This is a genomic window from Acinetobacter sp. A22 (assembly GCF_030913345.1).
GTDB classification, from domain to species: Bacteria; Pseudomonadota; Gammaproteobacteria; order Pseudomonadales; family Moraxellaceae; genus Acinetobacter; species Acinetobacter junii.
Window position 1 is genome coordinate 1,545,204 of record NZ_CP133162.1, and the last position, 14,420, is coordinate 1,559,623.

The window sequence follows — 14,420 nt, forward strand, 5'->3', positions numbered from 1 at the left end:
TCAAACGTATTAAACGTAAGCTTTGAGTACAGCGTCTTTCGCCATTACACTTTGTAAAGAATCTAAAACTTGAAGCGTATTTTTATTTTTGCTTGAGTAAATTTCAGCAAAATTTGCTTTAGAAACAGCAAAGAAACGCGCTTTATCTGTTGCTTTGATCTGCATAAGTTCAGCAAGTACGTTTAAGCTTTCACCTTGACCTACTGCCATATCACGCGCTAAAGATTCAGCATTTTCATTTGTAAATGTAACGACTTGAGCCGTAACAGTTCCACCTTGACGGCATCCTAAAGTACCGAAAGTAATACCTAATAACTGGTTAGTAAAAATACCATTTGTAGTTGCAGCAAGGATTTTAGGTGCAATACCTTTTTGTCCTGCCCAAATTTGTGTACCAGCACCACAACCAACATCATTGTCTGCCATAGCTACACTTGAACCAGCTGCTAACAAAGCTGCTAATGCAATTTTTTTTAACATAGGAAAGATCTCCAGTATCAATTATTTATTGGTATTTGTTATCACTATCGTGCTTAGCATTAAATCTATACGCACGTGAATTAAAATAACGAGGTTAGCTTTTTTTAGCAAATAAAATTCGAAATAAAGTTGAAATATTTATATAGAAGTTAATAATCACTTCATTTTAAACTTAACTCTTGAGCTAGTTTAACTGCCAAGTACCTTTTTTATCTCTTTTTCCTAAGATTTTTAATACCAAAACCAAACTTAAGAGTAATAATAAATACCAAGACCCCAATTTCCCCCATCCCACCATATGCCAAGCATCGACTTGGCTTGGATACAGCCAAATTTTATAAAATGTACTAATGTTTTCAGCAATCCAAATCAAAAATGCAAGTAAAAGTAAGATTGGAAGCATCGGCACTTTGAACCGTGAATCGCTTAACTGAAAATATAATTTTGTTTTCCAGAAAATAATGATACTCCATGCAAATAGAACCAACCGATAATCTGGAATAAAAAACTTAGTCATAAAGTTTAAATAGGATAAAACTGCCAAACACAACATATTTGCAAATCTTGGCAAGTTCTCAAAAGAAACTTTGTATAATCTCAATGAACGAGCAAAAAAACTACCTACAGCTGAATACATAAAACCCGCAAATAGAGGCACAGTTAATAGTTTGAATACTGCAGGTTGTGGATATTGCCAAGAAGCAATTGCTGGATGGGTTAGGAAAATTTCCATCCCCATCGCCATGATATGAAACAAAGCAATCACTTTTGCCTCTGCCCAAGATTCTAACTTTAAATAGATTAGGCAGACTTGAATGCTCAATGCATAAAACAACAGATAATCATAACGGAAGAAACCATAATATTCTTGGCTTCCCATCGGTGCTGTTACTGCAAAAGCGATTAAAAGTAACAATCCAAATAAGGCAGCCGAAGCTGCCTTAGTTCCAAAATTTAAAGCTAATCCAATCAAATGCACGAAATGATCCTAATCAATTTAATCATGAAAAATTCGAAGGGATTAACCTAAATATTTCTGGCTGTATGCATGGACAGTATCTACAAAGATCTTCGGCTGAGCTGGATCAACCCATTGAGTAATACCATGACCAAGATTTGCAATATATCCTGTTTTTTCACCATTTTTATAAGCGTCATCGAGCATCGCTTTTACAGATTTTTCAATTGATGCTGCTGATCCATAAAGTACCGCTGGATCTAGATTTCCTTGTAATGCTGCACGACCATTTACAACTTCGCGTGCAGTATAAAGAGGAGTCGTCCAATCTAAGCCAAATGCATCTGCACCTGTAGTTAACATCGTCTCTAACCATTGTCCACCACCTTTGGTAAAGACAATAATCGGAATTCGGCGACCATCTTTTTCTCGTTGAAGCCCTGCAATAATCTTTGTCATATAATTCAATGAGAATTCCACATATTCTCGATGTGCAAGTGCTCCGCCCCAACTATCAAAGATTTGAATCGCTTGCGCACCTGCATCGATCTGTGCGTTCAAATAATCAATTACTGAATCTGCAAGATGATCAAGTAATGCATGTAACACTTCTGGTTGAGCGTACATCATATTTTTAGTGAAACGAAACTCTTTACTTGAGCCACCTTCAACCATATAAGTTGCTAAAGTCCAAGGACTTCCAGAGAACCCAATTAAAGGGACCTGACCACCTAATGCAGATCGAATCGTGGACACAGCATTCATCACATAGGCTAAATCAGACTTTGAATTTAATTTCGGCAAGTTAGCAACATCTTGCTCTGTCCGTACTGTTTTATGAAACTTTGGGCCTTCACCTGTTTCAAAATACAACCCTAATCCAAGCGCATCTGGAACCGTCAAAATATCAGAAAATAAAATCGCAGCATCCAACTCATAGCGGCGCAACGGTTGCAAAGTAACTTCACAAGCAAATTCAGTGTTTTTACAAAGAGATAAGAAATCACCCGCTTGTGAACGAGTTGCTCTATATTCTGGTAAATAACGCCCTGCTTGACGCATCATCCACACTGGTGTGGTGTCTACAGGCTCACGTAGCAAAGCTCGTAAAAAACGATCATTTTTCAACGTTGTCATTACCAATCTCTAAATTTTTTCATGTGAAACGCATGATAACAAAGTTAACCCAATTTTTATAATTCCAAATCCATACAAAAATTCAGACTTCCTACATTATTTTTTTACTTAGACACAAAACTGCTACTGCAAGCTCACTGATTTTCTGTAATACTTGCAACATCTTATATCTCAATATGAATAATTCTTAAGGTTGAATTACATGTTCGTTCGCTCATTACTCGCTATGAGTTTAAGTTGTATTATTGCCAATGTTGCTTTTGCTGCCCCAACAACTGAGCAACCTTTAAATCCAAAAAAAATCTCGGCACCTGTTCAAGATCCGATTGATCCTTTAGCAGTAGAACGTTCAGCTGCTTCAAGCGTTGTTGCTCAACCAGCATCTAGTGTCGCTGATAATGCAGTTTCTGATCCTCAAGTAAACACAGGTGTTGCTTCAGCAGTTTCTTCAAAACTAGAAAATACTCCTGATACAACCAATACAACTCCAGCACCAAAAGTTACTTGGACTTTAGACAGTCTGAACAATTCAGAATGGTATGAGAATATTGGTAAGGGTCAATTTCCGGTATATGCGCGTGCTCATGTAATGCTAAACAATGCACATGCTTCACCTGGTGCAATTGATGGCTCAAATGGTAAAAACACTTTAAAAGCAATTGCATCTTTCCAACAGATGAATGGTTTAACACCGACAGGTGAACTTACCAAGGAAACTTGGGATGCATTAGTTGCGAAACAAACTAAACCAGCTTATGTAGAATACACAATTACAGAAGCAGATTTGAAAGGTCCATATGCCGAATCAATTCCTTCTGATTATGCTTTACAAGCAAAAATGAAAGGTTTGTATTACACACGTGTAACAGAAATGTTGGGTGAGAAGTTTCATATGGATGAAAACTTCTTGAAAAAGATCAACCCAACAACAACTTTCAAAAAAGCTGGTGAAAAAATTATTGTTGCCAATGTGCGTAATGATTTACCAGAAGATATTCACTTGATCGTTGCACATAAAGGTGCTCGTCAGCTTTATCTTTTCAACAGTCGCAACCAAATGATTGCTTCATTTCCTGCAACAATTGGTAGTACTGACACGCCTTCTCCGACTGGTACGTATAAAGTAGTCGGCGTTGCAAAAAATCCTTGGTATAGCTATTCACCGTCTAACTTTGTTCAAGGTAATAACCTTAAACCTCTTTCTTTACCACCAGGTCCTAACGCGCCAGTGGGTAATATTTGGATTGGTTTAAGTAAAAAATCATTTGGTATTCACGGTACTCCAAGTCCTTCATTAATCTCTAAAACAGCTTCACATGGCTGTATTCGTTTAACGAACTGGGATGCAAATGATTTGGGTAACAAAGTTCGCTCAGGTGTGACTGTAAAATTCCTTGAATAATTCCAATCATTTCATAATTGAAAAAGCCGAATTTTATGATTCGGCTTTTTTTAATTCTATAATTATTCAACAACAGGCAGTGGCTGATAATAGATTTGATTTCGACCTAATTGTTTGGCTCTATAAAGTGCTTTATCAGCAGTATGAATCAATAATTCTTGGCTAATTTTAGGATTACCATTAAATACCGTAATTCCTAAGCTGATCGTGACATGATTTGAAACTAATGATTTTTCATGAGGAATCATTTGCCGATCAATTGCTTTATAAATATTCGTTGCGACGGCATAAGCACCTTGAGCCGATGTTTCAGGAAGTAATACAACAAATTCCTCCCCCCCATAGCGCGCGATAAAGTCCATGTGCCGAATTGAACTTTTAATGGTCTTCGCTATAGACGAAATAACCTGATCTCCCATTTGGTGGCCATAAAAGTCATTATAATTTTTAAAATAATCAATATCGATAAACAGAACTGACATCGACTTATTTTCTTTACAAGCCATGTCATAGTAATAACTAAACATTTCCTCAAAAGTTCGTCGATTGGAAACCTTTGTTAATTCATCATGCTGGCTTAAATGTAAAAGTTCTGATGCTTGTAAACGGAGAATTCTCTCATTTATTTCCGAAATTTTAGTTTTTAAAAATAGTTTTCTTTCTTTTGAGGTCAACATGATGCTGATAGAAAAACCTAAGAGCAAGCTTCCTATAAAAGTGCGCCCAAGCATCAAAAAATCACACGGTATATTAAAATAATAGAGGGATAATAAAATACATACTGCAGCCAGTGTTCCAATCCACAGCATATGATTGGGTTTTATTCCACTCAGAATAAAGCCTAACATATACAAAAATGCAATCAGTACCATTGCCTGATTCTGTAATACAACGTTAGACACACTCATCATCAATAAAGATGGAAAGAAAATTGTGCAAAAGCCAATAACGCAAGCAACTGGATAAAAAAGTCGGCTCAATTTTCTAAATCTAGAAAAAGTCCAAAATAAAAATAATGCTGCACCAACGATGAGTAAACTTAAAATGCTATAAACAAAATCAACAATAAAATGAGGACTGGAACGAATAACCAAATAGTTAGAAGGTAAGATTAATAAGACAAAAATCGTGTAAGTAATGACACCTTGTCCAAAAAACTGAATCGCATTAATACGTGTGCGATCAATGTTAAATTTCCAGAAATCTTCTTCTAGTTTTGCTGGTAAAGTTTTTTGTGTTTTTTGACCTTTATAGTGTCGAGCAACAAGCTGCTCTAGATCCTCTTTAGACCTCTGTAATTCATCAAGATCATATTGATTTTCCATCCTTTTTACTCTTCTTATGGTGATGTATTTTTGTGCTGGATAAAAATAACACAATTTCTCATTTTGTCATGCACTTTGCTTAACCACTTATCCGTAATTGTAGTTACCATTTTCACACTTTATGCATTATTATTTGTATTATTTTTAAGTTTGAAGTTCACCTTGAATACTATTACGCTTTTACAACCCGATGATTGGCATGCTCATTTACGTGATGGCTTAGCATTAAAACGCACAGTACCCGATTTGGCTAAACAATTCGCACGTGCGATTTGTATGCCGAACCTTGTTCCACCCGTCAAAACTGTAGAAGAAGCTGTAGCGTATCGTGAACGTATTCTTGCTCATGTACCTGAAGGCTTAAATTTTGATCCTCGCATGGTGCTTTATTTTACTGACTTTACATCGCCTGATGAAGTTAGAAAAATCAAAGAATCAGAATTTGTAAATGCAATCAAGCTTTACCCTGCTGGTGCAACGACAAACTCTGATAATGGTGTTAGTGATATTCGCAAAGTTTATGCTGTCATTGAACAACTTGAAGAACATCAAGTCCCTTTATTACTTCACGGTGAAGTAACTCATAACCATGTAGATATTTTCGACCGCGAGAAACGTTTCTTGGATGAAATTCTTTCTCCATTATTGAAACAGTTCCCTAAGCTCAAAGTCGTACTTGAACATATCACGACCAGTGATGCAGCAAATTTTGTTCTTGAACAAGATCGTAATGTAGCTGCAACAATTACACCTCAACATTTACTTTTTAATCGAAATGATATGTTGGTTGGTGGTGTGAAGCCTCATTTCTATTGCTTGCCGATTTTAAAACGTCAAACACACCAAACAACTTTATTAGAAGTGGCAACAAGCGGTAGTCCAAAATTCTTCTTAGGTACTGATAGTGCGCCACACGCTCAAAATGCCAAGGAAAATGCTTGTGGTTGTGCAGGCTGCTATAGTGCACCAAATGCGATTGAGCTTTACGCACAAGCATTTGATCAAGTTGGCAAGTTAGAGCGCTTGGAAGGTTTTGCAAGTATGTTCGGTGCTGATTTCTATGGCTTGCCAAGAAATACATCAACCATTACGTTGGTGAAAGAAGAAAATACCGTTGCAGAATCATTTGATTATCTTGATGGTCAAAAAATTATCCCACTTCATGCAGGTAAGACACTGCAATGGAGAAAAGTGTGACACACGAAGAAAACCAAGCTCCTGTCATTGGTCAACGTTTCCGTGGATTCTTACCTGTTGTAGTCGATGTTGAGACAGCAGGTTTTAACTCACAAACGGATGCTTTGCTTGAAATAGCATGTATCCCAATTGTCTATGATCAACAGGGACAATTTATACCTGGTCCTGCTTTTCATGCACACATTAATCCATTTGAAGGTGCTAATCTCGATCGTCGTTCTTTAGACTTTATTGGAATTGATCCTTTCAATCCTATGCGTGTTGCAATGGCTGAAGATGAACGCGGTGCTTTACGCCGTATTTTTAAATCATTGAATGAAGTCCGAAAAGCACAGCATTGCACACATGCTGTACTGGTTGGACACAATGCACACTTTGATTTAGGTTTTTTACAAGCTGCTATCGCACGTTCAGGAACTAAAAACCAAAATCCTTTTCATAGTTTTTCAGTTTTTGACACGGTCACGCTTAGCGCGGTGATGTTTGGACAAACTGTATTGGCAAGAGCATGTATTCAAGCTGGAATTGAGTTTGATGGTAAAGAAGCTCACTCTGCTTTATACGATACGCAAAAGACAGCAGAACTGTTTTGCTATATTTTGAACAAACTATCACCCCACCTTCTTGACAGTTTGGTGACAGAGCCCTAATATACACCCACCTCAAGAAGTCCCTATCGTCTAGAGGCCTAGGACATCGCCCTTTCACGGCGGTAACCGGGGTTCGAATCCCCGTAGGGACGCCAAATTCAAAAAAGCCACTGCATCATCTTTAAGACAGTGGCTTTTTTATATTAAAAAATTTGTGCTGTCTTTATGCAGATTCGCATCAACTCTAAAAATAAATTCCTCTCGATCAGAGTTTTTTAATATTTAAACAACATATCATCAAGTTCAAGAATCGTGACCACATTGAATTGTTTATCTAACAAAAGCGATTGTCTTAACCTTATTATTGAATAAATTGCATGTTCTTATGATCATTTCGGCAAATATTTTTTTGGGTTGCATCATTTTTGATTGGAATTAAAAAGGACGCCGAAGCGTCCTTAAAATATTATGCTGACTTACGCGAATTCACTCGACCTTTAACAACCGCTTTAATATTGCCTTTAGCATAATTCAAGAAAACAAGTAATGGTGATAATTTAGGATTTGGTTTTTTACCCTGACCAATTGCTTTAAATTGTGCCGCATACCAAATGATTTCCATAATTGCCATTTTATCAACAAAAGGAATGCCTGTTTTAATTTGGTTTACAGCATAACGCACATCATTACCTGCAATTAGGCTATCTGTTAAATCTGTTTCAACCGCTAATGGTCGTGCAATCCCGATAAAATCACATGCACCACTTTCCAGTGCAGCATTCATACCTGCGACTGTACGGAAACCACCTGTCACCATTAACTTACATGTGACATGCTGACGAATCTTTTCAGCGAACTCTAAGAAATATGCTTCACGTGCAATAGTACTTGCTTTGCGTGATTCTGCTTTTGCACCAGCCATTGCAGGTGCTTCATAAGTACCACCAGAAATCTCGATGATATCAATTCCTGCAGCATCAATTGCTTTAAATACTGCAATCACATCTTCTTCAGTAATACCACCACGTTGGAAATCAGCTGAATTGAGTTTTACCGAAATAATAAAGTTTTCTGAAGTCGCAGCACGAACGGCTTTATAAATTTCAATTAAGAAACGCATACGGTTCTCAATTGAACCACCCCATTCATCAGTACGCTTATTGGTTAGTGGTGATAAAAATTGGCTAATCAAATAACCATGAGCACCATGTAACTGTACACCTTCAAATCCAGCCTTCTCACAGACTGCTGCAGCTGTAGCGAAACGTTGGATGATATCTAGAATTTCTTCATGTCGTAACTCACGTGGGGTACCAAACATCGTTGCTAACATCGGGCTAAAAGGTACAGCAGACGGTGCTACTGTTTCTTTGTTTAATCCTTTTGGACATTGACGACCCGGATGTGACAACTGAATTAATTGTACCATACCGTATTTTTTGCCTACCGCAGCCCATTGTTGCAACTTCGCCAAATCACGTTCAGTTTCGATCGCAACGACACCTGGCTCATTTTTAGCCGCAATGTTAACCATTACATTTCCTGTAATTGCACACCCCAAGCCACCTTTAGCCCAAGCTTCATACAATCCAATATGTAAATCATTCGGCTGACCTTCGTTATTAGCTAAAGCTTCACTCATAGCACCTTTGATAATACGATTTTTGAATGTTGTGTTGCGAATTTGGATACTGTCTGCAATCTGACTCATGGTCATCCTCTGCTACAAATTAGAGTAATTACTCTAATTTAATCTGATTATTGTTGATGTCAAGATATCTTCCGATAAGTTGACAATAACATATGTCAGTTTAATTACAATGCTATATACAACTCGCCTCAATCAATAATTCTGTGTATTCATTTTGAGGATCACGAAATAAATCTTGTGAAGCTTGATATTCCAAAGCTTTACCTTCATGCATCACCAAAACATTTTGGCAGAGGGATTTTATGACTTGTAAGTCATGACTGATCACTAAATAGCTGATCTGCTCTTGGTGTTGCAACCGTCGCAGCAGCAAAATAATTGCTTGTTGTGTAATCCGGTCAAGAGCTGATGTCGGTTCATCTAAGATCAACAACTTTGGTTTCAAAACCAAGGCTCTAGCCAGGGCGACTCGTTGCCTTTGCCCACCAGAAAGCTCATGTGGGTATTTAAATTTTTCAGAAGGAGTTAATTCAACTTTTATTAACACCTCATCGATCATATTTTCGATCAGGTTTGATTTTACTGCACTCAGTTCAAGCCCTTCTGCGATAATTTGAAAAACTGATAATCGAGGATTCAAACTGCTTAGAGGATCTTGAAAGACAATTTGAAATTGCTGACGCAAAGGTCTTAACTGTTTTTGATTTAGTTGATTTAAATTCTGAGTCTCAAAATTTATTTCTCCCTCACTAGGAATAAGTCGAGCAATTGCTAGTGCTAGCGATGTTTTACCTGAGGCACTTTGCCCCACAATACCTAACGCCTCACCTGACATTAATGAGAAACTAATATTACTAACAGCTGTTTTATATTGTTTTATTTGATTGAATAATCCTTTTCGAATCGGATAACGTACTGACAGATTTTGAATTTCAAGCAATGTTTTTCCACTATTTTGTTCTAGTGCAATCCCAAAATCATGGTGCAACAGGCTTTTGGTATATTCAGTTTTGGGATGTTGAAAAATTTCATTTATACCACCCTGTTGTTCAATTCGTCCTTGATTAACAACTAAAACTTCATCTGCATATTGTTTAACAACACTTAAATCATGACTAATTAAGAGAATTGCCATTTTATGATGGTGTTGTAATTGTTTGAGCAAATCAAGAATTTGTCTTTGTAAAACAACATCCAAAGCTGTAGTCGGTTCATCAGCGATTAAAATTTCAGGTTCCAATGCCAATGCCATAGCAATCATGACTCTCTGCCGTTGACCACCAGAAAGCTCGTGTGGAAATCGTTTCAAGAGATGAGTTGCATCTTCTAAACCTACTTCATTTAATAAGTCGAGGGTCTTTTCTTTGACTTTAGATTTAGACAATCCTTGCAACAACAAATTCTCTCCAACGATTTTTTCGACACGATGCAATGGATTAAGTGCTGTCATCGGCTCCTGAAAAATCATCCCAATTTTTTTTCCACGAATTTGCTGCCATTGATGCTGATTCATTTTAAGCAAATCCACACCATCAAACAGGATCTCACCTTTTACTTTAAGGCTATCAGATAACAATCCTAATATTGCAAGGCAAGTTATTGATTTTCCTGCACCACTTTCACCAACGATCGCCAAAGTCTGTGAATGATGAAGTTCAAAGTTGAAATTATCAACAAGCTTAGTACCTAATTGGTTTTCAATACTTAATTTCTGAACTTTCAATAAGGCAGTATTATTGTTTTGGGTCAAATGCTTCACGAGCAGCCTCCCCAATAAAGATCAAAAGTGAAAGCACAATTGCCAAAGTAAAAAAGCCAGACAATACTAACCATGGTGCATCTAAATTATTTTTCCCTTGCAACAACAGCTCGCCTAACGATGCTGCATCCGCAGGTAATCCGTAACCAAGAAAATCTAATGCCGTTAAAGCAATAATATTTGCTGTAAGCATAAATGGTATTTGCGACAAACTTGAACTGATTGCATTTGGTAAAATATGTTTAAAAATAATATTATGGTCTTTGACACCTAAAGCCTGAGCAGCGCGTACATAATCTAAATTTCGTGCTCTCAAAAACTCAGCTCTTACTAATCCTACTAATTCAGTCCATCCAAATAACAACATAATTAAAAAGAGCCAATATACATTTGGGCTAAACATACTGACCAATATCATCACAATAAACAGCATGGGTAAGCCCCCCCATACCTCAAAAAGTCGCTGTCCGATTAGATCAATCCAACCACCATAATACCCTTGTACTGCACCTACAACTATTCCGATGCAAGCTGCCGCTATAGTTAGCCCGATTCCAAATAAAAGTGAAACCCTTAGACCATACAAGATGCGAGCAAATACGTCACGACCTTGATCATCTGTCCCTAACCAATTTTGTAATGTCGGCTGAGATGGTACAGGAACAGTGAGAGATAAATTTGGAGTTTGATATGAAAAAGCTACAGTTGGTGAAATCATCCAGCCATGCTGTTGGATCAATTGTTTTACAGCAGGATCCTGATAATCAGTCGATGTTTCAAATACGCCACCAAATGTTGTTTCAGGATAATCTTTGAATAATGGAAAATAGAGTGACTGCTTATAACTAACAAGCAGAGGTTTATCATTTGCTATAAACTCAGCGCAGATAGAAAGACTAAAAATAATCAAAAATAAGATTAAACTGAAAAATCCTAATTTATTTTGCTTAAAACGATATAGTCGATTTCTCATTAAAGGTGACATCAACGCCCACCTCGTGATTCAAAATCAATGCGAGGGTCTATCCAGTGATAAAGTACGTCCCCTATAAGGCGAAGAATTAAACCGAAGAATGTAAATAGAAATAAAGTACCAAAAATCACAGGATAATCACGTTGCGTAATCGCTTCAAAACCCAATAATCCTACGCCATCCAAATTAAAAATGATTTCGATAAATAAATTACCAACAAAGAAAATACCAACCAAGGTTTCAGGTAAAGCAGCAACAACAATCAATATCGCATTGCGGAATACATGTCGAAAAAGTACCTGATTTTCATTCAATCCCTTTGATCTTGCTGTCAGCACATAAGGCTTATTAAGTTCTTCAACAAAAGAATATTTCGTCAAATACGTCAACGCAGCAAAACTTCCCAATACCATACTGATAATCGGCAAGCACATATGCCAAAGATAATCTTTAACTTTTCCTATAAAGCTTAAATGCTCGAAATTTTCCGACACTAATCCTTGTAAAGGAAACCACTGCCAATAACTTCCACCTGCAAAAAAAACCACAAGTACAATAGCAAATACAAATGATGGGACGGCGTAACTGATTGCCAATAACAATGAGGTCGCACGGTCAAAAAGCAAACCATTCTTTTTGGCTTTGCTGATCCCTAGCGAAATTGCAATCATATAGATCAGGAAAGTACTCCATATACCTAAGGACAAGGTAACAGGAAGTTTTTCATACAGTAATTGTACAACTGTTTTATCCTTGAAAAAGCTTGTTCCAAAATCAAGGGTTAAATATCCTTTGAGCATGATCCAAAACCGTTCATAAGCAGGCTGATCAAACCCATATTGCGCTTTAATTTTTTCGATCATCTCAGGGCTTAAGCCGCGAGCGCCTTCATACTGAGCCAATTCACCCAGCGTATTTGAATTATTTGGGTTTACACCCAATCCTTGAGCATTTTGTATTTGTTGTATGGCTTGCTCAACTGGGCCGCCAGGTGCGATTTGTACGATGATAAAATTGATTAACAGAATTAAAAATAATGTCGGAATCATCAAAATCATTCTTTTCAGAATATAGTGAAGCATAAACTTAATCCTTCATTATTTGATTTAATGTTTAATCGAAGATTGATTGAGCATCTTGGCTTTCTTTGCATCAACCCACCAATATTCCCACCCGACAGAAAGTTTTGGTTTAGTTTTTGGTTGCTGATAAATATCCCAATAAGCGAACCAACGATCTGGTTTACCATATGTCAAAATATGGTAATAGCCCGCACGCAGTAAGCGATCTAGAATTCGAGTATAGAGTACAACTTCATCTCGACTTTTAGCTGCAATTATTTTTCCAATAATTTGATCAATTACAGGAGATTGTATTCCTGCATAGTTATAATTATTTGCTTCATTTGCAGCCTTACTTCCCCAAAATTGTGCCTGCTCTTTTCCAGGGGTCAAAGTCTGCGGCATTTTAAAAACCATCATATCGAAATCTTGACGACGTATCCGCTCCATATACTGCGGGGCATCCACTTGACGCAAATTGACCTGTATTCCAAGTCGCTTTAAATTACGCACGAATGGCATCAGCTCACGTTGTGGATTCTCTTGTTGAAGTAATAATTCTATTTGAATCAATCGACCTCGCGGATCATGCAATTTACCATTAACGATCTTATATCCTGCTTGTTTAAGGATTGTTTGTGCTTGTAGTAAGTTATTACGATTAAATCCACTGGCATCTGACTTAGGATAACGCCAATCTGCGACTACACCTTGTTGGATGATCGGGTGCAGCTTCGCTAGATAAGGTTTTAAAATCTTCAGCTCAGCAGAACTCGGTTTAGAAACTGCGGCTAAGTCAGTATTATCAAAAAAACTCTGTAGTCGTCTATTTTGATTAAAAAAAAGTGCTTTATTTTGCCATTCAAAATCATAGGCATAAGTTAATGCCTGTCTGAAATAAATATCTTGAAATGGTGATCGTCGTGTATTAAATACTAAACTTTGTATATCCAGTGGGGTGCTTAATTGAGCCTTATACTTTTTAACCCAACCTGATCGGTAAGATGGAAAATTATACCCCATCACCCAATTACGGATATTTTTTTCTTCATAGAAATAAAATTGTTGAGATTTAAATCCCTCGAAACTCACTTCTAAGTTTCGATAATACACATATTTTAGTCGATCAAAATTATAACGCCCTCGGTTAACAGCGAGGTCTTTTGCCCAGTAATTTGGATTGCGTTTATAAGTAATACTCCGACCCGCATCGATACGATCAACTATATAAGGCCCTGATCCAATAATAGGTTGCAGCGTAGTGCGAGTAAAATCTCTGTTTTTCCAATCTGCTTTTGAATAAATTGGAAGACTCGCCACAATTAATGGCATTTCAACATTTTTGTTGGATTTAAATATAAATTTGATTTGGTGCTTTGATAGAATTTCGGTTTTTGCCAAATCTGATAAATACATCTGCAAACCAAAATTTGCTTTGGTTTGATATGTATCAAAAGTAAATTTCACATCATCCGATGTTAATGCCTGCCCGTTATTAAATCGTGCTTGAGGATTCAGGTGAAAAATTACGGACTTCAGATTGTCAGAATCGTAAGTTACTTTTTCGGCAAGTAGTGGATACATCACTCGTGGCTCATCCAAAGAGCGATCCATTAAACTATCAAAAAGATAGTTCACGCCCTCTGTTGCACTCCCTTTTCCATTCATACTATTTAAATTATCGAAAGTGCCTAATGTGGATTGGCTAAATAAACCACCTTTAGGTGCTTTAACATCCGCATATGGCATGACTGAAAAATTGGCATATTTAGGCTGCACATGCATCGCTAAGTATGGTGTCGTTTGAAGGGCTGCAAATGTGGTTTGAGCAAAAAAGCTTAGCCCGAACAGACTAAGCTTTTGAGTTGTAGATAATGAAAGCATCAG

Annotated in this window: 12 protein-coding genes and 1 tRNA gene; 4 read left to right on the forward strand and 9 right to left on the reverse strand. The window is 37.1% G+C overall.

Translation table 11 applies throughout. The annotated features are described in order from the left end of the window. Positions 1-9 precede the first annotated feature (9 nt). The 3 genes from Q9Q86_RS07695 to hemE form a co-directional block, all read right to left on the reverse strand. Positions 10-480, reverse strand: a complete 471-nt coding sequence (locus Q9Q86_RS07695) for a DUF3015 family protein (RefSeq protein WP_004912357.1) — start codon at positions 478-480, stop codon at positions 10-12. Between the two features lie 184 nt (positions 481-664). Further along, positions 665-1,459, reverse strand: coding sequence for a DUF817 family protein (locus Q9Q86_RS07700; protein WP_004955231.1), 795 nt, complete (start codon positions 1,457-1,459; stop codon positions 665-667). Positions 1,460-1,501: 42 nt separating this feature from the next. Next, positions 1,502-2,575: a uroporphyrinogen decarboxylase gene (gene hemE, locus Q9Q86_RS07705; protein ID WP_004912363.1), complete on the reverse strand. Its 1,074-nt coding sequence runs from the start codon at positions 2,573-2,575 to the stop codon at positions 1,502-1,504. 202 nt (positions 2,576-2,777) lie between these two features. Between hemE and Q9Q86_RS07710 the strand changes: the two genes are divergently transcribed. After that, positions 2,778-3,977, forward strand: a complete 1,200-nt coding sequence (locus Q9Q86_RS07710) for a L,D-transpeptidase (RefSeq protein WP_112987622.1) — start codon at positions 2,778-2,780, stop codon at positions 3,975-3,977. Between the two features lie 62 nt (positions 3,978-4,039). Here the strand turns inward: Q9Q86_RS07710 and Q9Q86_RS07715 are convergent, their stop codons facing one another. Then, positions 4,040-5,302, reverse strand: coding sequence for a GGDEF domain-containing protein (locus Q9Q86_RS07715; protein ID WP_004963058.1), 1,263 nt, complete (start codon positions 5,300-5,302; stop codon positions 4,040-4,042). 162 nt (positions 5,303-5,464) lie between these two features. Here Q9Q86_RS07715 and pyrC point away from each other — a divergent pair, with 162 nt between their 5' ends. From pyrC to Q9Q86_RS07730, 3 genes are all read left to right on the forward strand, one after another. Continuing rightward, positions 5,465-6,499: a dihydroorotase gene (gene pyrC / locus Q9Q86_RS07720; protein WP_005402315.1), complete on the forward strand. Its 1,035-nt coding sequence runs from the start codon at positions 5,465-5,467 to the stop codon at positions 6,497-6,499. Further along, on the forward strand, positions 6,484-7,149 hold the full coding sequence (gene rnt, locus Q9Q86_RS07725; RefSeq protein WP_004912370.1) for a ribonuclease T: 666 nt from the start codon (positions 6,484-6,486) through the stop codon (positions 7,147-7,149). Before pyrC ends, rnt begins: the two co-directional genes overlap by 16 nt. 19 nt (positions 7,150-7,168) lie before the next feature. Then, positions 7,169-7,244, forward strand: a tRNA-Glu gene (locus Q9Q86_RS07730). Positions 7,245-7,555: 311 nt separating this feature from the next. On the opposite strand, the gene Q9Q86_RS07735 is transcribed toward Q9Q86_RS07730, so the two are convergent. The 5 genes from Q9Q86_RS07735 to Q9Q86_RS07755 all read right to left on the reverse strand — a co-directional run bounded on the left by Q9Q86_RS07735 (position 7,556) and on the right by Q9Q86_RS07755 (position 14,417). Further along, positions 7,556-8,800: an NADH:flavin oxidoreductase/NADH oxidase family protein gene (locus Q9Q86_RS07735; RefSeq protein WP_112986695.1), complete on the reverse strand. Its 1,245-nt coding sequence runs from the start codon at positions 8,798-8,800 to the stop codon at positions 7,556-7,558. A 112-nt stretch (positions 8,801-8,912) separates the two neighbouring features. Further along, on the reverse strand, positions 8,913-10,499 hold the full coding sequence (locus Q9Q86_RS07740) for a dipeptide ABC transporter ATP-binding protein (RefSeq protein ID WP_112986694.1): 1,587 nt from the start codon (positions 10,497-10,499) through the stop codon (positions 8,913-8,915). After that, positions 10,474-11,484 carry an ABC transporter permease gene (locus Q9Q86_RS07745; protein ID WP_112986693.1) on the reverse strand — a complete coding sequence of 337 codons (1,011 nt, stop codon included), beginning with the start codon at positions 11,482-11,484 and terminating at the stop codon, positions 10,474-10,476. Before Q9Q86_RS07745 ends, Q9Q86_RS07740 begins: the two co-directional genes overlap by 26 nt. After that, positions 11,484-12,554, reverse strand: a complete 1,071-nt coding sequence (yejB, locus tag Q9Q86_RS07750) for a microcin C ABC transporter permease YejB (RefSeq protein WP_112986692.1) — start codon at positions 12,552-12,554, stop codon at positions 11,484-11,486. The genes Q9Q86_RS07745 and yejB overlap by 1 nt, the downstream gene beginning before the upstream one ends. Positions 12,555-12,578: 24 nt before the next feature. After that, positions 12,579-14,417: an extracellular solute-binding protein gene (locus Q9Q86_RS07755; RefSeq protein WP_112986691.1), complete on the reverse strand. Its 1,839-nt coding sequence runs from the start codon at positions 14,415-14,417 to the stop codon at positions 12,579-12,581. Between the last annotated feature and the right edge of the window lie 3 nt (positions 14,418-14,420).

What these genes read in the sequence shown, in the direction of transcription:
- Q9Q86_RS07735 (WP_112986695.1), bottom strand. Translation starts at nt 8,800, where the DNA reads ATGAGTCAGATTGCAGACAGTATCCAAATTCGCAACACAACATTCAAA.
- Q9Q86_RS07710 (WP_112987622.1), top strand. Translation starts at nt 2,778, where the DNA reads ATGTTCGTTCGCTCATTACTCGCTATGAGTTTAAGTTGTATTATTGCC.
- hemE (WP_004912363.1), bottom strand. Translation starts at nt 2,575, where the DNA reads ATGACAACGTTGAAAAATGATCGTTTTTTACGAGCTTTGCTACGTGAG.
- Q9Q86_RS07695 (WP_004912357.1), bottom strand. Translation starts at nt 480, where the DNA reads ATGTTAAAAAAAATTGCATTAGCAGCTTTGTTAGCAGCTGGTTCAAGT.
- Q9Q86_RS07755 (WP_112986691.1), bottom strand. Translation starts at nt 14,417, where the DNA reads ATGCTTTCATTATCTACAACTCAAAAGCTTAGTCTGTTCGGGCTAAGC.
- yejB (WP_112986692.1), bottom strand. Translation starts at nt 12,554, where the DNA reads ATGCTTCACTATATTCTGAAAAGAATGATTTTGATGATTCCGACATTA.
- Q9Q86_RS07745 (WP_112986693.1), bottom strand. Translation starts at nt 11,484, where the DNA reads ATGTCACCTTTAATGAGAAATCGACTATATCGTTTTAAGCAAAATAAA.
- Q9Q86_RS07715 (WP_004963058.1), bottom strand. Translation starts at nt 5,302, where the DNA reads ATGGAAAATCAATATGATCTTGATGAATTACAGAGGTCTAAAGAGGAT.
- rnt (WP_004912370.1), top strand. Translation starts at nt 6,484, where the DNA reads ATGGAGAAAAGTGTGACACACGAAGAAAACCAAGCTCCTGTCATTGGT.